At 74.6% G+C, this 17,835-nt stretch carries 17 protein-coding genes; 6 read left to right on the top strand and 11 right to left on the bottom strand.

Going from position 1 to position 17,835, the window contains the following annotated elements; translation table 11 throughout:
* Nucleotides 1-13: 13 nt before the first annotated feature.
* From C1N80_RS03215 to C1N80_RS03205, 3 genes are read right to left on the bottom strand one after another with little or no spacing between them, the layout of a single operon-like run.
* Complete coding sequence (locus C1N80_RS03215; RefSeq protein ID WP_137769457.1) at nt 14-730, bottom strand: anti-sigma factor; 717 nt, start codon at nt 728-730, stop codon at nt 14-16.
* Complete coding sequence (gene sigK, locus C1N80_RS03210) at nt 730-1,350, bottom strand: ECF RNA polymerase sigma factor SigK (RefSeq protein WP_137769456.1); 621 nt, start codon at nt 1,348-1,350, stop codon at nt 730-732. Before sigK ends, C1N80_RS03215 begins: the two co-directional genes overlap by 1 nt.
* Nucleotides 1,347-2,315, bottom strand: coding sequence for a copper resistance D family protein (locus tag C1N80_RS03205; RefSeq protein WP_137769455.1), 969 nt, complete (start codon nt 2,313-2,315; stop codon nt 1,347-1,349). The genes sigK and C1N80_RS03205 overlap by 4 nt, the downstream gene beginning before the upstream one ends.
* Nucleotides 2,316-2,712: 397 nt before the next feature.
* Between C1N80_RS03205 and C1N80_RS03200 the strand changes: the two genes are divergently transcribed.
* On the top strand, nt 2,713-3,039 hold the full coding sequence (locus tag C1N80_RS03200) for a hypothetical protein (RefSeq protein WP_137769454.1): 327 nt from the start codon (nt 2,713-2,715) through the stop codon (nt 3,037-3,039).
* A gap of 120 nt (nt 3,040-3,159) precedes the next feature.
* On the opposite strand, the gene C1N80_RS03195 is transcribed toward C1N80_RS03200, so the two are convergent.
* The gene (locus tag C1N80_RS03195; RefSeq protein ID WP_137769453.1) at nt 3,160-3,570 is read right to left on the bottom strand and encodes a GNAT family N-acetyltransferase; all 411 of its coding nucleotides are present in this window, start codon (nt 3,568-3,570) and stop codon (nt 3,160-3,162) included.
* 474 nt (nt 3,571-4,044) lie between these two features.
* Here C1N80_RS03195 and C1N80_RS03190 point away from each other — a divergent pair, with 474 nt between their 5' ends.
* Nucleotides 4,045-7,584, top strand: a complete 3,540-nt coding sequence (locus C1N80_RS03190) for a S41 family peptidase (RefSeq protein ID WP_137769452.1) — start codon at nt 4,045-4,047, stop codon at nt 7,582-7,584.
* Here the strand turns inward: C1N80_RS03190 and C1N80_RS03185 are convergent.
* Entirely contained in the window at nt 7,496-7,921 is a 426-nt protein-coding gene (locus C1N80_RS03185) for a hypothetical protein (RefSeq protein WP_137769451.1), read from the bottom strand. The genes C1N80_RS03190 and C1N80_RS03185 overlap by 89 nt on opposite strands.
* Before the next feature lie 89 nt (nt 7,922-8,010).
* Between C1N80_RS03185 and C1N80_RS03180 the strand changes: the two genes are divergently transcribed.
* Both C1N80_RS03180 and C1N80_RS03175 read left to right on the top strand, forming a co-directional pair.
* Nucleotides 8,011-9,090, top strand: a complete 1,080-nt coding sequence (locus C1N80_RS03180) for a LysR family transcriptional regulator (protein WP_137769450.1) — start codon at nt 8,011-8,013, stop codon at nt 9,088-9,090.
* Nucleotides 9,091-9,181: 91 nt separating this feature from the next.
* Nucleotides 9,182-9,727: a hypothetical protein gene (locus C1N80_RS03175; RefSeq protein WP_137769449.1), complete on the top strand. Its 546-nt coding sequence runs from the start codon at nt 9,182-9,184 to the stop codon at nt 9,725-9,727.
* A gap of 328 nt (nt 9,728-10,055) precedes the next feature.
* On the opposite strand, the gene C1N80_RS03170 is transcribed toward C1N80_RS03175, so the two are convergent.
* The 5 genes from C1N80_RS03170 to C1N80_RS03150 form a co-directional block, all read right to left on the bottom strand.
* Complete coding sequence (locus C1N80_RS03170) at nt 10,056-11,045, bottom strand: hypothetical protein (protein ID WP_240811213.1); 990 nt, start codon at nt 11,043-11,045, stop codon at nt 10,056-10,058.
* Nucleotides 11,042-11,533, bottom strand: a complete 492-nt coding sequence (locus C1N80_RS03165; protein ID WP_137769448.1) for a heme-degrading domain-containing protein — start codon at nt 11,531-11,533, stop codon at nt 11,042-11,044. The genes C1N80_RS03170 and C1N80_RS03165 overlap by 4 nt, the downstream gene beginning before the upstream one ends.
* On the bottom strand, nt 11,530-12,642 hold the full coding sequence (locus C1N80_RS03160) for a Gfo/Idh/MocA family protein (RefSeq protein WP_137769447.1): 1,113 nt from the start codon (nt 12,640-12,642) through the stop codon (nt 11,530-11,532). Before C1N80_RS03160 ends, C1N80_RS03165 begins: the two co-directional genes overlap by 4 nt.
* A gap of 190 nt (nt 12,643-12,832) precedes the next feature.
* Nucleotides 12,833-13,915 carry a LacI family DNA-binding transcriptional regulator gene (locus tag C1N80_RS03155; RefSeq protein ID WP_205750666.1) on the bottom strand — a complete coding sequence of 361 codons (1,083 nt, stop codon included), beginning with the start codon at nt 13,913-13,915 and terminating at the stop codon, nt 12,833-12,835.
* A gap of 25 nt (nt 13,916-13,940) precedes the next feature.
* The gene (locus tag C1N80_RS03150) at nt 13,941-14,231 is read right to left on the bottom strand and encodes a DUF1905 domain-containing protein (RefSeq protein ID WP_137769446.1); all 291 of its coding nucleotides are present in this window, start codon (nt 14,229-14,231) and stop codon (nt 13,941-13,943) included.
* 199 nt (nt 14,232-14,430) lie between these two features.
* Here C1N80_RS03150 and C1N80_RS03145 point away from each other — a divergent pair, with 199 nt between their 5' ends.
* Both C1N80_RS03145 and C1N80_RS03140 read left to right on the top strand, forming a co-directional pair.
* The gene (locus tag C1N80_RS03145; protein WP_137769445.1) at nt 14,431-15,918 is read left to right on the top strand and encodes a gluconokinase; all 1,488 of its coding nucleotides are present in this window, start codon (nt 14,431-14,433) and stop codon (nt 15,916-15,918) included.
* 5 nt (nt 15,919-15,923) lie between these two features.
* Nucleotides 15,924-16,370 (top strand): GNAT family N-acetyltransferase, encoded by a 447-nt coding sequence (locus tag C1N80_RS03140; protein ID WP_343903875.1) that lies wholly within the window; start codon nt 15,924-15,926, stop codon nt 16,368-16,370.
* Nucleotides 16,371-16,547: 177 nt separating this feature from the next.
* Here the strand turns inward: C1N80_RS03140 and C1N80_RS03135 are convergent, their stop codons facing one another.
* Nucleotides 16,548-17,819, bottom strand: coding sequence for a mannitol dehydrogenase family protein (locus tag C1N80_RS03135; RefSeq protein WP_137769444.1), 1,272 nt, complete (start codon nt 17,817-17,819; stop codon nt 16,548-16,550).
* Nucleotides 17,820-17,835: the final 16 nt, after the last annotated feature.

Here is a 17,835-nt window from a genome sequence, read left to right as displayed (position 1 = left end):
CGCCGCGGGGGGATCAGGAGTAGGTCACCGCGATGAACGGCGACGTCGTCGGCTGCTCCGAGCCGCCGGCCGGTTCGAGACTGACGGCCGTTCCTCCTGCAGCGTGCGACCCGATGCGCAGACGGGCACGGCCGTCGGCATCGGGGCGCAGCAGGCCGGCATCCTCCGGCCCCGCGGGGCTCATGCTCCAGATCTGGTAGTCACGACCACGGGGAGCCGGGGGCAGGCCCCGCACCTCGATCACCGACGCCGCTGAGGACGCCGAGTGCACGACCGTGACCTGCGCGGACTCCCAGGTCGTCGAGTAGAGCCGGGCGTCACCGGCGGTCAGCACCCTCGCGATCTCCTGATCCTCCTCGGAACGCCCGGGCCGCGACAGCACGACCCCGGTCGCCACGACGGCGCTCGCGGCGAGCGCCAGGGCGCTGCCGATCACCGCGCGGCGCGACGGTCGCATCCGTGCCTCCGTCGGCGAGGAGGCGGCGGCTTCTGCGCGCACGGCGTCCAGGACGCTCACCCGCAGGCGCGCCGGGGGCGCACTCTCCAGCCCGGCGGAGATCTCGACCGCCGTCTCCCGGAGGGAGGCCTCGAGGGTACGGCAGCGCGGGCAGGTGGCCAGGTGCGCATCGACCTCGGCCTGCTGCCGCCGGTCGAGGGCGTCGAGCACGGACGCGACGACGAGTGACTCCATCTCCTCGTGCTCGTCGGGATCGGGATGCTTCCCGGCCATCACTCCTCCTTCCTCTGCCGTGGGGCGCTGACGATGCGTCGTAGGGCCAGCAGCCCGTCGCGGAGCCTCGTCTTCGCGGTGCCCAGCGGAATCCCGAGCCTGTCGGCGACCTGTGTCTGGGTCAGACCGTCGAGATAGGCCAGCCGTATCGCCTCGGCCTGCCGCTCCGAGAGTTGCTCGAGCGCCGTCCGCACCCGCTGCGCCTCGAGCGTCGCGAGAGCGGCCTCCCCGGTGGGATCCGGCTCCTGTGTGTTTGCACGGGATTCGTAGGCGACGTCCCGATCGGATTGTGATTGTGACGAACGCACCCTGTCCACCGCCCGGCGGTGCGCCAGGGTCAGGATCCATGCCAGCGCGGACCCGCGAGCGGGGTCGAAGCCGGCCGCCCGTCGGAAGACCTCGAGGTACACCTCCTGCGTGACCTCCTCCGCCTGTGCGGGGTCACGAAGGACCCTCAGCACCAGGCCGTGCACCCGCGCGCTCGTGGCGTCGTAGAGACCCGCGAAGGAGTCCGCGTCACCGGCGGCGACCGAGAGGATGGCATCGCGCAGAGCGTCGGGCGAGGCCGGAGCGGGGATCTTCGCGTCCTCGGACGCGAGGTCCTCGGGCGGCGGCGTCATGGGGCCATTCTAGGGGCCCCGGGCTCACCTGGTCCCCCCACCCCAGATGCGGCGATGGGCATGGTCTCCTGCGCACCCACGGGGGACTGCCCGTTCCCGAGGGCGCCCCCCGGCGGGCTCTCGTGGGGGCTCAGGTTCACCAGGACGCCGGTGACCACGAGCACGCCCAGCAGCAGCACCGCCTCGCGCCGCATGATGCGCAGCAGCCGCTCCCACGGGGCATCGGCCGTCGCGATGGCCGGCAGAAGTCGAGTTCGGTTCCACGCGGCCAGGCCCACGGCCACCCCCACCACGCTCAGCTTCAGCAGCAGCGCGCGTCCCCATCCGGTAGTGACGAGAGCCGCGGGCGCGTCGAGGATCAGGACCGTCATCAGGCCTCCGCTCACCGCGAGGACGAGGACGCTCACGAGGGCGGCGGACGAGAAGCGACGGATCACGACCACCGCCTCCTCCGCCGTGCCATCGCTGCGCAGCGCGGCGATCACCGCGACCGTCCCGATCAGGCCACCGGTCCAGAAGGCGCCGGCGAGCAGATGGCCGACATCGACCACGAGCATCAGCGGGCGGGGGCCGACGGAGACCGAATGGCCGGTGAGTGCGGGGCCGAGCAGTCCCAGCAGCGCCCCTGCGAGGGTGGGCACGGGCCGCCGCGCGCCGCCCGCGACGACGACGATCAGGGAACCCGTTCCGACGAGGACCGCCGCCGCGAGCTGCTGGGGGATGATGCCCGCCGTCCATCGTGACCAGCCGGCGACATCGATCGCCGCCGCCACCATGAGCGCCACGCTCGTCAGCGCGGCGGCAGAGGCGAGGACCCTGGTCCGCCGCACCGCGGCGACGGAGCCGAGAGCCTGCGCAGCGTCCCTGCCCCGCGCCACGGTGACCCTGCACAGGAGGAGTCCGGCCGTCACCAGCAGGGAGAGGTACTGCAGGCCCGTGAGCGCCTGGACCGCGATCGCCATCATCTGCGGCCCGTCCTCGACCGCGTCGCCGTGACCCGCCGCTGGTCAGGCGGCGAGCTGCGGGCGGTGGCCGTCCGGCCTCGGTGAGTGAGCATAGGGGTCCTCCGGGGGTGTGCTGTCCCCCGGAGTTCGTCGCCGAGCCGCCAACGGATGGGATGAAGGGTCACCTCCGGCATGAGCGGCGAGGCGGTCTTCCTCGCCTCCGGTGAGTGGAGCAGCAGCGGCCATGAGCACGCCACTCGCGGGCGCTGGGTCCGATGCGTCGGCGCCCACCGGCCAGGACGCCACCGACGTCGACGCCGAGTACGCTGACTCCACCGCCTCGGCTTTGGCCCTGCTGCAGGACCCCGCCTCATCGCGTGAAGGCGCTCCTCGCATCCCCGGAGAGGACTGATCAACGATGTTGCTTCCGAGCCACGTGCGCTTCACCTGGGACTATGCGCTTCTCCTCGATTGGGCCGAGGGCTACGTCGATCCGCCTGACGCCGATCTCCCGGCCGTCCTCGACGTGCTCCCCGCACCGATCAGTGAGCGCATCGTGGCCTGGGCCGCCGAGATGGACGCGACCTACGGCGATCTGCACCTCGACCAGCCGACGCACATCAGCGCCGAGGTGGACTCCCGTCTCGAGGCGGAGCACGACGCCCTCTGTCGCGAGCTGCACCGCTTGGGCATCGAGGTCACCCCCGAGAACGGGAACTGGCCCTTCCGGCTCTACCGCTCATGACAGATGAGGGCGGAGCGCCTGCTACCGGTTGGAGCTGCCGCCGACAGGCTCGGCCCAGACCATGACGGCTCCTTTCGGGGTGGACCGATGGAGCGCGAACCCACGGGAGAGGTACAGCGCTCAGGCGATCCCGTTCGCGGAATCGACGTGGAGGCTGAGTCCCGACACGCTCTGATCGACGGCAAGGTCGAGCAGCCCGTCGAGCAGGCGCCCTCCGATGCCTGTCCCGCGAAAGCGGTCGTCGACGGCCATGACCAGCTCCGGAGTCGAGTCGTCCACGAAACCCGCCCGTGCGTTCTCCCGGGTGAAGCGGCGGAACCACGCTGCACCGCACACGCCATCGGCGCTCGCCGCCACGAGGCCCGCATCCCCAACGCGAGCGCCGAACGCATCCACGTACGAATCGGGGTCTGCTGACAGCAGGTGCGCTCGGAACGCCGACTCGTCCCAGGGCTCGCGCCACTTCCACGCCGCGTAGACCGCTCGCCTCATCACCGCCACATCAGCGGGCCCCGCATGCCGCAGCGTCACGTCCGTGGCTCGAACGTAGCAATGGGTCTCGCGCCGTCGGGGTCGACGCCGGGCGAGCGCGGCTACAGACACGGGGCGTCCGAGGCGCACCCAGATGTGGACCGTGCTCGGGCCCTGGACTCGTCCGCACCACCGTCACTCGCGCACGAGGAGGATGTCGATGCGACACATCAGGAAGGTCGCGGCCGGATTCCTGATCGCCGGCCTGCTCGTCCTCTGGCTCCGGCACCTCTTCGTCCTTCCGGACTCGATCGCCACCCCGGGCCGTGCTCACCTGCGCCGTCGGCTTCCCGGCCTGCGTGCTCCTCGGTTCCGTGGCCCACCGGCGCGAGTAGCGAGGGTCGGCGACTGCCGCGACTCGGTCCACCCGGGATCGTGTCCCACTCCTGTCTCTGCTCTCCCCGTAGGCGGGACTCGGATCTCTTCGACACGAGCCTGCGACCGCCGTCACAGGACGGTCCTAGGCTTGCCCCCATGACCTCCACCCCGGCACATGCCGCATATCTCCGCCACCCCGATGTGCACGGCGACCTGGTCGCCGTGACCGCCGCGAACGACGTCTGGCTGGCCCCGCTGGCCGGCGGCCGCGCCTGGCGCCTCACCGATGAGGGCGCGCCCGTCGGCTACCCGCGCTTCTCGCCGGACGGCGCGCACGTCGCGTACACGTCCCGCACCTCCGGAGGGCCCGAGGTGTGGGTGACCGCGACGGACGGCTCGACCGCGCCGCGGCGCCTCACCACCTGGGGCACGCCGACCACGAAGGTCGCGGGCTGGCTGGCCGACGGCCGCGCGCTCGTCGCGAGCTCGCACGCGGCGCCGCAGGCCCGCGACGGGCAGCTGTGGGCCGTGGACCTCGAGGGCCGGGCGACGCTGCTGCCGCTGGGCCGCAGCGGGGAGGCCGCGATCCATGCGGACGGCACGACGGTCGTCGCGACGCCGTGGCGCCGTGACCAGGCCTCCTGGAAGCACTACCAGGGCGGCACGGCGGTGAAGCTGTGGATCTCGCGGCAGGCGCTGCCGCTGGACGCCCCCGCGGAGCAGCACGCGCAGCGCCCGTGGGAGGCGCTGCTGGACGAGCTGCTCGCCTCGAAGCTCCGCGTCGCCTGGTACGGGGACCGGCTGATCTTCGCCTCGGACACCCCGGGCGCGGGCGCGGCCCGCACGGACCGGGCGAGCGCGAACCTGTGGTCCGTCGCGAAGGACGGCTCCGACCTGCGGGTCCACACGCACCTGCGCTCGGAGGACGGCTACCTGCGCGAGCCCGCCACGGACGGCTCCACGATCGTCTTCACCTCCCGCGGCCGCCTGTTCGCGATGGACTCGCTCGACGCGGAGCCCCGCGAGGTCGAGGTGCAGGCCACCGGCGTGGGCGCCGCCCGCCTGCCGCGCCCGGCCTCCCCGGGCGAGAACCTGCTGGCCATGCGGCCCGTGCACGACGCCCGCGCGAGCGTCGTCGAGTGGCGCGGCTCCGCGCACCTGCTCACCCATCGCCGCGGCCCGGCCCGCCTGCTCGCGGGCCGCTGCGGCCTGCGCATCCGGGAGGCGCAGCCGCTGGGCCGCTCCCCCTTCGCCCTGCTCGTCACCGACGAGGCCGCGCAGGCGGATCGCACCGCCGGCGGCGTGGGCTCGGACCAGCTGGCCCTCGCCCGGCTCGACGGCGGCGGCGAGCAGATCGCCCTGGGCCTCGGCGACGTGGGCCGCATCCTCCACGCGGTCCCCTCGCCGGACGGATCGAAGGTCGCGATCTCCACGCACGACAACGTGGTGCGCCTGGTGACCCTGCGCGGCATCGAGGACCCGGCCCGTCCCGCGACCTCCGGCACGGGCGCAGCCCCGTCGGCGGCGCCGTCGGCCGCGTCCCCGTGGGAGCAGGACGCCGAGCAGGTCCCCGGCGCCCCGCGCCTCGACGCGGTGCGGGAGGTGGGCCGCTCGAACGGCGGCGAGATCCGCCACCTGACCTGGTCGCCGGACAGCCGCTGGCTCGTGTGGACCGAGCCGGACTCGTGGATGCTGGGCCGGCTCATGGTGACGGACGCGGAGTCGCACGAGCCGACGGGCCGAGCGCTCACCTCCGGCCGCTACCAGGACACGGAGGCGGCGTTCAGCGCGGACGGCAAGCACCTGGCGCTGCTGTCCCTGCGCACCTTCGAGACGGTCTACGACGACATGGTCTTCGACCTGGGGTTCGTCAACGCCGAGCGGCCGTTCCTGCTGCCGCTGCAGGCGACGACGGCGGATCCCTTCGGCCCCCACCCGGACGGCTGGGCGGGCGGCGTGGAGGAGCCGACGCCGCAGGCGGAGGACGAGACCGTGGCGACCCCCGGGGCGTCGGCCACCGAGGGAGCGACCAACGCGGCCGCCGGGCCGTCGGCCCCGCACGCGGAGGAGACGGTCTCCGCGGCGAGCCCCGCCGGGGCCGCCGGCTCCGCGAAGGCGCCGCGCACCGAGATCGACCTCGAGGACGCGGAGGCGCGGATCGTCCCGTTCCCCGTCCTCTCCGGCTCCTACTCGCACCTGCGGGCCGTGACCGGCGGCTTCGTGTGGCTGCGCCACCCCCAGCAGGGCGTGCTCGGCACCTCGCGCGCGGGCGTGGACGGCGACGCCCCCGGCCCCGCCCTCGAGTTCTGGTCCCTCACGGACCGCAAGCTCACCGTGCTCGCGGAGGGCGTGGACGACCTCGCCGTCTCCGGTGACGGCGAGTGGCTCGTCATCAAGCAGGGCGGCGCCTGGGTGCAGGTGCCCGCGACGCGCAAGGCGGAGGACGAGGACCCGGGCCGCGTCACGATCGAGACGGACCGCCTGCGCCTCACCGTGGACCCGGTGCTGGAGCGCGCCGGCATGCTGTGGGACAACTACCGGATCATGGCGCAGCAGTACTGGCGGGCGGACATGGACGGCCAGGACTGGCACGCCATGACCTCCTGGTACGAGCCGGTGCTCGAGCGCGTGGTCACCGAGGACGACTTCCAGGACCTCATGTGGGAGGTCGTGGGCGAGCTCGGCACCTCCCACGCGTACGTCATGGGCGGCGTCTACCAGGCGGATCCGCCGATGATCCCCGCGTTCCTCGGCGCGGACCTCGCCCTGCGGGACGGCCGCTGGGTGATCACGCGGATCCTGCCCGGCGACTCCTCGGACCCGGACGCCCGCTCCCCGCTGCTGGCCCCCGGGGTCGCCGCCCGCGAGGGCGACGCGATCGTGCGGATCGACGGCCGCGAGGTGGGAGAGGCGGGCGTGGCCCCGCTGCTCATCGGCTCCGCGGGCCGCGCCACGGAGCTCGTGCTCGAGCGGGACGGCGGCGAGCGCCGCGTCGCCGTCGTGCCCCTGGCCGACGAGTCCGCCCTGCGCTACCACGCGTGGGTGGACTCGCGGCGCCGGGCCGTGGCGGAGGCCTCGGGCGACCGTCTCGGCTACCTGCACATCCCCGACATGGTCTCTTCCGGCTGGGCGCAGATGCACCGTGACCTGCGGGAGGCGTCCACGAAGGAGGGCATCGTGGTGGACGTCCGCTACAACAGCGGCGGCCACACCTCTCAGCTCGTCACCGACCGCCTCGCCCGCACGGTGCGCTCCTGGGACTTCCCGCGCCATGAGCGGCCCGGCACGTACCCGCAGTTCGCGCCGCGCGGCCCGGTCGTGCTCGTGACGAACCAGGAGGCCGGGTCCGACGGCGACATCGTCAATGCCGTCGCTCAGGCGATGGGGATCGGCCCCGTGATCGGCACCCGCACCTGGGGCGGCGTGATCGGGATCGACGGCCGCTACGACCTCGTGGACGGCACCGGCATCACCCAGCCCAAGTACGCCAGCTGGTTCGAGGGCGTGGACTGGGAGATCGAGAACTACGGCGTGGACCCCGACATCGAGGTGCCGCTCCCGCCGAACGCGTGGGTGGCCGGTGACGATCCGCAGCTCGCCCGCGGCGTCACCGAGGCGCTTGCCCTGCTCCAGCAGCACCCGGCGAAGACGCCCCCGCCGCTGCCCGCGCCGCGCTTCGCCCCGCGCGAGGGCTGAGCGGTCCGGAGGCCGCCGCGACCGTCGGTCGCGGCGCCTCCGGCTCGGCGGGCTCCCGCGCGGTGCGGGGCTGCTCGACGTCGGCCAGGCGGGCCATGGGGACCACGGCGTCGGGCATGAGGGTGCGGATCATGAGGGCGCCGCCGCGCTCGGCGGCCTGGGCGGCGGTGCGGGGTGCACGGCGCTCGGCGGGCGTGGTGCCCACCCAGCGCGGGTCGTCGTCCGGGGCGGGGGCCGGGAACAGCGCACCGAGGACGATGCGGCCCAGCGCGCCGAGGACGACGGAGGCGGTGGCGATGAGGAGGAGGGCGGGGATTCCGATGAGCAGTGCGTCCATGACTCGATCCTTCGCCCGTCGGCCGTGAAGGACAAGCGAACGTTTCTACCGCTCTGTTCACGTCGACTGAACAGTCGTAGGGTGGGGCCATGCTCGATCCCGTGAAGCTCCGCGTGCTCCGCTCCGTCGTCGAGACGGGCAGCATCCGCGCGAGCGCCGAGGCCCTCGGCTACACCCCCTCCGCCGTCAGCCAGCACCTCTCGACCCTGCGCCGTGAGACCGGCCTCGACCTGGTCGAGCGCTCCGGCCGCGGCATCGTCGTCACCCCGCAGGGCCGCCTCCTCGCGGAGCAGTCCGGCGCCGCGCTCGACGCCCTCGCCGCGCTCGACCGCACCGTGCAGGCCCTCCGTTCCGGCCGCTCGGGCGCGCTGCGCCTCGGCTACGCCTCCTCCGTCGCCTCCACCGGGATCCCCGAGCTCGCGCAGGACGTGCGCCGCCGCTTCCCCGAGCTCGACCTCGAGCTCGTGCTGCGCAGCTGCAGCATCGACGACCTCGTCGAGGACGGCATGGACGTCGCCGTCGGCGAGACCAGCACCTCCCCGCTCGTCGAGGACTGGATCGCGCAGGACATCCTCGAGGAGGGCTACGTCGCGATCGTCGGCGCCGGCCACCGCCTCGCCGGCCGCACCTCCGTCCAGCTCAAGGACCTCGCCGAGGAGCCCTGGACGACGGACGACCCGATCCCCTCCCCCTGGTTCCGTCGCATCTCCTCCGCCTGCCTCGCCGCCGGGTACACGCCGCGCGTCGAGATCAACCCCACCGACTACTCCACGGTGCTCGGCTTCGTCGCGACCGGCGACTACGTCACCGTGCAGCCCTCGATCATCGCGCAGGACCTCCGCGCGGGCCTCGTCGCGATCCCCGTGGAGGACACGACGCTGCGCCGCCGCGTGAGCGTGCAGGTGCGCCGCTCCGTGATCCGCCACCCCGCCGCGCGCTACATCGTGCGCCGCGTGCACGACATGGCCGAGGAGCGCGCCCGCGACATCGTGGGCGTCGTGCACCTCAACGCACCGGACGCCCGCGGCGTCGGCCCCGGCTGGACCGATCCGGCCGACGGCGCCGCCGACGGCGGGACCGCACCGGCCGAGGCGACCGGCGTCGGCGCGACTGCCGAGGCCGGCGCCGTCGAGGGCGCGACTCCCCAGCCCCAGCCCGCCGCGCTCTGAGAGGATCGACGGGCGGCCCCGCGTCGCTCGCCGGCACGGCCGCCGCCCGCGTTCACGCCTCACACCTCATCCCGCTCACCGAGGAGGACCCATGACCGCCGAGGACACCCCGGACATCGACACCCGCATCCGTGACCTGCTCGTGCGCGCCGAGATCGCCGACGGCAGCCTCGTCATGGAGGTGGACGTCGCCGGGAGCGCCGAGCAGCTGTGGCGGGCGATCACCGACCCCGAGCAGCTCGCCCGCTGGTCCCCCGTCGTCCCGGATCGTGCGCTCACCTCGATCGGCCCCGCGCTGTCCCGCGAGAACCCCGACGAGGACCCGGTCGCCGCGGACGTCCTCGCCCTCGCCGCCGACCACGCCGTCACCCACCGCTGGGGCGACGCGACCCTGGGCTGGGTGGTCGACGAGGGGCAGGTGGACCTGCAGGTCGCGCTCCCGGAGGTCGAGCAGGCCCAGTACTTCGCCGCCGGCTGGCACGTGTGCCTCGCGGTGCTCGACGCGCAGCTGAGCGGCGAGGACCAGGCGCGGATCGTCGGCATGGAGGCCATGGACCACGGCTGGGAGGAGCTGCGGGCCCTCTACGCCCGCGAGTTCGGCCACCCCGACGGCCCCGCCCCCGGCCAGGACGCCTGACCCCGGCCGGTCGCGGCGAAGCACGGGACCTCTTCGTACGGGTCGGCCCCGTAGGGCGGGGACCCGGCCGAAGAGGTCCTGTACGCCCCGGCCCGCGGGACCATATCGCGCAGGTCCCGCCGCATACGCCACCACCTGCGCGATGACGTCCCGTGCGGCTCCGGCGCCGCCCGCCCGAGGCCTACGGGACCACTTCGTACAGGTCGGCCCCGTAGGGCGGGGACCCGGCCGAAGAGGTCCCGTACGCCCCGGCCCGCCCGGCCCGCGGGACCATATCGCGCGGGTCCCACCCCATACGCCACCACCTGCGCGATGACGTCCCGTGTGCTCAGGCGTCGCCGCGCGGGTAGTCGACGAAGGCGAAGGCGGAGCCGTCCGGCGCCCAGCTGGGGACGTTGATCGTGCCCTGCCCGCCCTGCAGCACCACGAGCGTCGTGGGCCGGTCCCACTCGCCCACGCGCACGAGCCGCAGCTCGACCTCGCGGTCCTCGGGGTGGCCCTCGGTGCCGGGCGGGAAGCTGAGGTAGGCGACGACCTCGCCGTCGGGCGCGATGTGCGGGAACCAGTTGACCCGCTCGTCGGAGGTGAGCTGCTCGAGGCCGGTGCCGTCGGGCCGCACGCGGGCGAGCTGCGCGTGACCGGGGGCGTCGCTGAACTGCTCGGTGTTGAAAAGGATCCAGGCGCCGTCCGGGCTGTACTCGCAGCCGTCGGCGGGGCCGGGGTGGGTGGTGACGGCACGGTCGCCGGTGCCGTCCACACCGATCGTGCGGATGGTCGCGGCGGCCCACCAGTTCTCGCCGTCGGGCTGGAGGTGCACGTAGGCGAGGGTCGTGCCGTCGGGGCTCACGCCGTGGAGGAAGTGCAGGCCGCCGTCCTCCGGGGTGATGCGGCGCGGGGTCCCCGCCGTCACCGCACCGTCGGCGTCGCTGCTGGTGAGCTGCACCTCCCAGACGTGGAAGTCGTTCGCGGAGGCGTAGACCGCGGAGCCGTCGGGGGCGAGCACGTGGTCGTTGTTGACGGGCGGCAGGCCGGGCGCGGCGAGCTGCTGGGGGGCGGCGGAGCCGTCGGCCGGGAGGAGCCAGAGCAGGCCGTCGGCGTTCACGAGGAGGCGGCCGTCGGCGGTCCAGTTGGGGGCCTCGAAGAGCCGCTCGGCGGTCTCGTGCACGGTGCGCACCTCGCCGGTGGCGCGGTCCCAGATCCGGATGCGGCAGGTCTGGCCGGGGCGGAGGCGCCGCCCGGCGGGCTGGTCCTCGGCCGAGGCGGGGGCGGGGTCGGCGGGGTCTGCGCCGGGCGCGGCGGGGGCGGGGTCGACGGTCACGGGGCGGCTCCTTCGCCGGCGAGGATGCTGAGGTGGGAGCGCAGGCCGGCGACGGCGAGGTCGTGGTCCTGCTGCGAGCTGAGGCCGGAGACGGTGATCGCGGCGACGACGCCCGCGCCGCGCACCCGGATCGGGAAGGACCCGCCGGTCACGGCGTAGCGCTCATCCAACCAGCCGATCGCCTGCGGGTCCACGCCCGCGCCGGAGAGCCGGGCGTCGACGAGCGCGCTCGAGGACTCCATGCGCAGGGTGACCGCGGCCTTCCGCTCGGCCCAGGCCTGCTGGTCCGGGGTGGCGCCCGGGAGCACAGCGCGGAAGAGGATCAGCTGGGGGCGGCGCACGTCGATCACGACCCCTTGGCACGCGGCGGCGGCGATCTCGCGCGTGAGCACGCCGAGCTCCCAGGCGCCGTCGGCCTCGAAGCGGGGCAGCACGAGCTCGCGCTCCTCCGCTTCGAGCAGCGCGATGTCGACGGGGGCGGCGCTCATCGGTCGGTCCAGTTCGACGCCGGCGCCTCGCCGTGGGCGGGAGTCACGGCGGAGAGGTCCTGCGGCGGGGCGGGGACGCCCGCGGTGAGGACCTGCGCGCGGGCGGTCTCGAGCAGCTCCATGACGGCGACCGTCTCGTCGTGCGTGTGGACGGGCGACTCGGTGCGGCCCTCCCCCACGAAGCGGGCGAGCGCGGTGGCCTCGTAGGAAAGTGCGGCGAAGCCCCGCAGCATCGTCGGGTCCGTCCAGCGGAGCGTGGGCGAGCCGTGCGCGGCGCCGGTGACGGTGAAGCTCGTGGGGTTGTAGAACGAGCCTTCGACCTGCAGGAATGCCGAGGTGCCGCTGATCGTCGCGGTGGTGGGGGTGCGCTCGAGCAGGGAGGTGTAGAGCGTGGAGACGGCGCCGCCGGCGTGGGTGGAGACCACGGCGGCGGAGGCGTCGACGCCGGTCGCGGTGACGGTGCCGCGGGCCTCGATCGCGGTGGGCGCACCGAGCACCATGGTGATGAACTGCGCGGGGTACACGCCGAGGTCGAGGAGGGCGCCGCCGCCCAGCTCGGGCGCGTACATGCGGTGGTCGGCGGGGCGGATGATCTGCTGCGAGTGGTCCGCGGCGACGGCGCGCACGTCCCCGAGGTCGCCGCCGTCGACGAGGGCGCAGATGACGGAGATCTGCGGCAGGTAGCGGGACCACATGGCCTCCATGACCAGCACGCCGGCGGCGCGGGCGGCGGCGAACACCTCGCGTGCCTCGGCGGCGGTGACGGTGATCGGCTTCTCGATGAGCACGTGCTTTCCGGCCGCGATCGCGGCGAGGGCGACCTCGGCGTGGCCGCTGTGCGGGGTGGCGACGTAGACGACGTCGACCTCGGGGTGGGTCACGAGCGCCTCGACGGAGCCGACGGCCTCGTCCGCGCCGAAGCGGGCGGCGAAGGCGCGGGCGTTGTCGAAGGAGCGGGAGCCGACGGCGACGAGGCGCTGCGCGGTGCGGGCCCTCAGCGAGGTCGCGAACTCGCCGGCGATCCAGCCGGGGCCGACGATCCCCCAGCGCAGCGAGGGCTCGCCGCTGCGCGGCAGGTACAGGGTGGGATCGGGCAGGGCGATGGACATCGAGGCCTCCGGGGGGGGCGCGCCGACGGGAACGACGACACTGTTAGCACGAGACAAGATCGGGTGGCGCCGAGACTAGCACGTGCCAACGCGAGGGAGGGCGCGCCCGGCGGCGGGAGAGGGTCTGGCTGGCGGAGGACCGCCGGGACGGGCAGAACGAGCGGAGGGGGAAGGAAGCCGCCGCCGCGTGTCAGCCGCGGGAGGGCGCCGGCCCGGTCGACCCGCGGACCACCAGATGCGCCGGCGTCGCGATCACGCGCGCGCCCCCGCCCTCCGAATCGACCCCGTCGGCCCCGTCGGCCGCGACGGGCCCACCCCCGACCCTGAGCCGCTCGAGCAGCACCCCGAGCGCCGCCTCGACCGTCGCGTCGACGTCCTGGTGCACCGAGGTGAGGTCGTGGAAGGACAGCGCGGCGATGCGGCTGTCGTCGAATCCCACCACCGAGATCTCCCCCGGCACGGCGACCCCGGCGCGGGCGAGCACGGCGAGCACCCCGGCGGCCGCGTGGTCGCTCACGCACACGAGCGCCGTGGGCCGCACCGCGCGGGCGAGGACCGTGCGCGCGGCCTCCGCACCCTCCTCCTCGCCGAGGTCGGAGGGGACCACGTCGATCCGCTCCCCCAGGCCCGCCTGCCGCATCGCGTCCTCGTAGGCGCGGGCACGGGCCGGGCCGGGCTCCTCGCCGCGGCCGCCCACGAAAGCGATCGCCTCGTGCCCCAGGCCCACGAGGTGCTCGACGGCCAGGCGCAGACCCGTCGCCTCGTCCACGTGCACCGTGTCCTGCATGGCGTCCGCGGACCACTCCCCCAGCTGCAGCACGGGCACCACGCCCCGGGCGGCGGCGAGCGCCTCGGACCCGGGCTCCGGGTTGAACACGGCGAGCGCCTCCACCCGCTGCTCCATGAGCGAGCCGACGGCCTCGTCGGTCCCACGACCGGCGTTGATCGGGGCGAGCGCCATCCGGTAGCCGCGCTCCCCGGCGGCCGCGATGAGCCGCTCGACGACCTTCACCTGGAAGGCGTTGCCCAGGGAGAACGCGATGCCGAGGGTGCGGGTGCTCGACTGCCGCAGCAGCCGCGCGGAGGCGTTGGGGCGGTAGCCGAGCTCGCGGGCCGCGGCGAGGATCCGCTCGCGGGACTCCGCGCTGGGGCCGTCCGCGCCGCGCAGCACGAGGGAGACGAGCTGGCGGGAGACGCCGAGGTGATCGGCGACGTCCTTCATCGTGGGCAGGCGCCGCGCCGGGCCGTGAGGTCGGGTCGCGGGATCGGTCATGGCGAGGATTCTGCCAGGGCGCCCCTCAGGCCCCGTCGATCGTGAGCTCGACGGTGACCTCCTCGCCGGGCTCGACCCCCTCCGCGCGCTGCACCGCGACCTTGACGGGCACGAGGTAGCCGCCGTCCCGCGGGAACAGGGAGGTGGCGAACTCGGTGCCGCCGATCCGGCCGGTCACGGGGATCGCACCCCAGCCGTAGGTGACGCGGGAGGCGACGGCCGCGATCTCGGCCGCCTCGTCGGCGGCGACGGGCACGAACACGAAGGGGGCGGGGCCGCGCCACTCGATCGCGGTGCCCGTGAAGCGGAGGTCCATGCCGGGAGCGTACGCCGGGGGCGCGGGGCCGACAGGGCATACGGAGCGCGCCGCCCGAGGTCGCAGACCGCGGTGGCAACCGGCGGGCACGCGCGGGCCCCCGTCGGCCCCGCCCCTATGCTGGGCGCATCGGATCGCGCCCTGCGCAGCGGCGCCGGAGGCGGCGCGATCCCCGCCCACGCACCGCAGGAGTTCGCGCATGCCCCGATTCAATGTGCCCGAGAACGACGCCCTGGCCCCCTTCGTCATCGGCCTCGACGTGGGCTCCGGCGGCACCCGCGCCGCCGTGTACGACGCGACCGGGCGCGAGGTCGGCAAGCGCCACCACAAGGAGCCGCACACCTTCACCACCGCGGCCGACGGCACCTCCACGATCGACGCGGACCTCGTCGTCGACGAGCTGCGCACCTCGATCGCGGCCGTGCTCGCGGAGCCGCTGCCCGGGCTGGTCGCCGGCATCGGCGTGGACACCTTCGCCTCCTCCCTCGTCGCGGTCGACGCCGCCGGGAAGGCCCTCACCCCCTGCATCACCTACGCGGACACCCGCTGCCGCGACCAGGTCGCAGCACTGCGCGACAAGGTCGACGCCGAGGCTCTGCACCAGCAGGTGGGCGCGCGCCTGCACTCCTCCTACACCGCGCCGCGGATCGCCTGGCTGCGGGAGACCCAGCCGGAGGTGTTCGCGAAGGCCACGCAGTACATGGCGCTCGGCGAGTACGCCGCGTTCCGCCTGCTCGGCACGCCCGTGCTCGGCACGGCGTCGGCCGCCTGGGCGGGCCTGCTGGACCGCCGCACCGGCGAGTACGCGACCGGCCTGCTCGAGGCCGCGGGCGCCGATCCCGCGACCCTCTCCGCCCCGCGCGACCCGAGCCAGGGCCAGCCCGTCGCCGGCACCGCGCTGGCGAAGGAGTTCCCGCAGCTCGAGGGCGCCACCTGGCTGCCCGTGATCGGCGACGGCCTCGCCGCGAACATGGGCGTCGGGGCGCTCGGCACCGGCACCTGGGGCATCTCGACGGCGACCTCCGGCGCGATCCGCCAGCTCGTCGAGACGGACATCGAGACCCTGCCCAGCGGCCTGTGGGCGTACCGGGTCGACGCGCGCCGCACCCTCGTGGGCTCCGCGATGAGCGACTGTGGCCGTGTGCTCGACTGGGCCCGTTTCCAGCTGGGCCTGCCCGAGGACGTCGCCGAGATCGATACCGAGCGGATCTTCTCCGCCCCCGTCTCGGAGGGCACCCCGATCGTCGTCCCGTTCTTCTCCGGCGAGCGCGGCACCAAGTGGCGCGACTCCTCCAAGGCCCTGTTCGCGAACGTCTCCGCGTCCACCACCGCGGAGGACCTCCTGCGCGGCGCGCTCGAGGGCGTGGCCCTGTCCTACCTGCGCATCGCGGACCAGATGCGGGAGCTCGGCGGGGAGCCGGAGCGGATCGTGCTCTCCGGCGGCATGACCGAGGCGATCCCCTCCTGGCTGCACCTGCTGGCCGACGCCCTCGGTTCGCCGATCGAGCACGTCGCCGTGTCCCGCTCAACCATGCGCGGGGCGGCGCTCATGGCGATCGAGGAGACCATTCCGGGCGCGCAGGTGGCCGACGCCCCCGTGCTGCGCAAGGTCGAGCCGGTCGCCGAGCACGCCGACTACTACCGTGCGCGCCTCGAGCGCTTCGAGGCCCTCGCGGACCTCGCCTGAGCGCCGTGGCGGCCCTCGACTGGCGCTTCCGGCCGGCGACGGCGCAGGACGCGCCGTGGATGGCGGAGCTGCGCGCCGAGGTCATGCGCCCGGACCTCGAGCGGCTGGGACGCTTCGACGAGCGCCGCGTGCGGGAGCGGTTCCTCACCGCCTACGTCCCCGCGCACACCCGCGTGATCGTGGCCGACGGGGGCGACGCGGGACTCGTGGCGCTCCGTCCCGACGGCGACGCCCTGTGGGTCGAGCACTTCTACCTCTCCCCGCAGGTCCAGGGGCGCGGGATCGGCGGGCAGGTGCTCGCCGCGATCCGCGCCGAGCACCCCGCGGCGCTGCTCCGCCTCGACGTGCTCCAGGGCAGCCCCGCGCGGCGCCTCTACGAGCGCAGCGGCTTCGTCCTCGAGGACGAGGACCCGGTGGACGTCTACATGGCCGCAGCGCCTCAGCGGGGCTAGCGGGGCGCGGCCGGCCCCCCCGGACGGCCCCCTGACAGCCCTTGCCCCCGTTCCGCCGCCAGCCCGCCCCCGCCCCCGCGCATGTCCGTTCGCACGCCCCCGTTCCACGAATGGAACCCAGGCGCGCAGACGGACAGCGCGAGCGCGGGCAGGACCCAGAGGCGGGGCGCGCGGGGCTCAGGGCCGCGGCAGGCGGGGCTCCTCGGCGAGGACGGCGGCGGCGAGCTCGTCGGTCGCCCCGTCGAGCAGGCCCACCAGGACGGCGACCCGCTCGCGATCGTCCTCGAGCCCGGCGGCGGCGACGATGGCCTCGGCCTGCGGGTCCGCGACCTCGTGGCCGGCCCGCACCCGGTCGGTGACCCAGGCGGTCCAGGCGGCGACGGCGGAGACCTCACCGGGCGCCTGCGCGGGACCGCCGCGCTCGGCGATCACGGGGAGGGCGCGCACGGGCAGCTTCGAGGTGCCGTCGGCCGCGATGCGGATGAGGTTGTCGGCGAGGCGCGGGTTGCGGAACCGCTCCTCGAGGGCGGCGGTGTAGGCGTCGAGCTCGTCCGCGGGGAGGTCCAGGGTGGAGCGGGCCTCGTCCCAGAGCGCCTCGACGAGGGCGCGCACCTCGGGGTGGGAGATGGCCTCGTCGACGCGCTCGGCGCCGGCGACCTGGCCGGCGTAGGCCATGAGGGTGTGGGCGCCGTTGAGCAGGCGCAGCTTGCGCAGCTCGTGGATGGACACGTCGGGCACGATCTGCACGCCCTCGGCGCGCTCCCAGGCGGGGCGGCGGCCGCGGAAGCCGTCCTCGATGACCCATTCGGTGAAGGGCTCGGTGACGACGGGGACCTGGTCGTCGAGGCCGGTCCGCTCGCGCACGAGGTCGCCGGCGCCCGCGTCGGCGGAGGGAGTGATGCGGTCGACCATCGTGGAGACGACGTCGACGTGCTCGGCGAACCAGGCCTGTGCGTCCGCGTCGAGGCAGGCGAGAACCGCCTTCCGCAGCGCCTCGCCGTTGCCGGTGAGGTTGTCGCAGGAGACCAGTGCGATCGGCTCCTCGACACCGGCCCCGCGGCGGGCCTCGAGGGCGAGCGCGAGGCGGGCGGGGGCGGAGGTCGCGGGGTCGGTGCCGGCGACGTAGCCCTTCTCGGTGATGGTGAGGGTGACGACGGCGGTGAGCGGGTCCGCGACGAGGCGCTTCAGGGCGTCGACGTCATCGGCGGCGTAGGCCTCGTCGATGACGTCGATCAGCTCGACCTCGTCCTCCTCGGGGCCGCGCACCACGAGCCCGTACTTCCCGCCCTGGGCGTTCAGCGCGTCCGCCATGGCGGCGGTGCGTCCGGTGACGACGCTGACGCCCCAGCCGCCCGCCCGCTGGGTCGCGAGGAGGGTGTGGGAGCGGGCGAAGTTGCCGATGCCGAGGTGGACGAGGCGGCCGTCGAGGGCGCGGGGGTCGGTGCTCATGGGTGGTGCTCCTCGG

This window comes from Brachybacterium sp. SGAir0954 (assembly GCF_005490785.1).
GTDB lineage: Bacteria > Actinomycetota > Actinomycetes > Actinomycetales > Dermabacteraceae > Brachybacterium > Brachybacterium rhamnosum.
Note: the sequence above shows the minus strand (reverse complement) of the source record. Positions and strands in the feature narration are given on the sequence as shown.

Coding starts and splice junctions, on each gene's coding strand:
- C1N80_RS03175 (WP_137769449.1), top strand. CDS start 9,182: ATGACCGCCGAGGACACCCCGGACATCGACACCCGCATCCGTGACCTG.
- C1N80_RS03155 (WP_205750666.1), bottom strand. CDS start 13,915: ATGACCGATCCCGCGACCCGACCTCACGGCCCGGCGCGGCGCCTGCCC.
- C1N80_RS03135 (WP_137769444.1), bottom strand. CDS start 17,819: ATGAGCACCGACCCCCGCGCCCTCGACGGCCGCCTCGTCCACCTCGGC.
- sigK (WP_137769456.1), bottom strand. CDS start 1,350: ATGACGCCGCCGCCCGAGGACCTCGCGTCCGAGGACGCGAAGATCCCC.
- C1N80_RS03145 (WP_137769445.1), top strand. CDS start 14,431: ATGCCCCGATTCAATGTGCCCGAGAACGACGCCCTGGCCCCCTTCGTC.
- C1N80_RS03190 (WP_137769452.1), top strand. CDS start 4,045: ATGACCTCCACCCCGGCACATGCCGCATATCTCCGCCACCCCGATGTG.
- C1N80_RS03215 (WP_137769457.1), bottom strand. CDS start 730: ATGGCCGGGAAGCATCCCGATCCCGACGAGCACGAGGAGATGGAGTCA.
- C1N80_RS03205 (WP_137769455.1), bottom strand. CDS start 2,315: ATGATGGCGATCGCGGTCCAGGCGCTCACGGGCCTGCAGTACCTCTCC.
- C1N80_RS03185 (WP_137769451.1), bottom strand. CDS start 7,921: ATGGACGCACTGCTCATCGGAATCCCCGCCCTCCTCCTCATCGCCACC.
- C1N80_RS03180 (WP_137769450.1), top strand. CDS start 8,011: ATGCTCGATCCCGTGAAGCTCCGCGTGCTCCGCTCCGTCGTCGAGACG.
- C1N80_RS03150 (WP_137769446.1), bottom strand. CDS start 14,231: ATGGACCTCCGCTTCACGGGCACCGCGATCGAGTGGCGCGGCCCCGCC.
- C1N80_RS03165 (WP_137769448.1), bottom strand. CDS start 11,533: ATGAGCGCCGCCCCCGTCGACATCGCGCTGCTCGAAGCGGAGGAGCGC.
- C1N80_RS03160 (WP_137769447.1), bottom strand. CDS start 12,642: ATGTCCATCGCCCTGCCCGATCCCACCCTGTACCTGCCGCGCAGCGGC.
- C1N80_RS03200 (WP_137769454.1), top strand. CDS start 2,713: ATGTTGCTTCCGAGCCACGTGCGCTTCACCTGGGACTATGCGCTTCTC.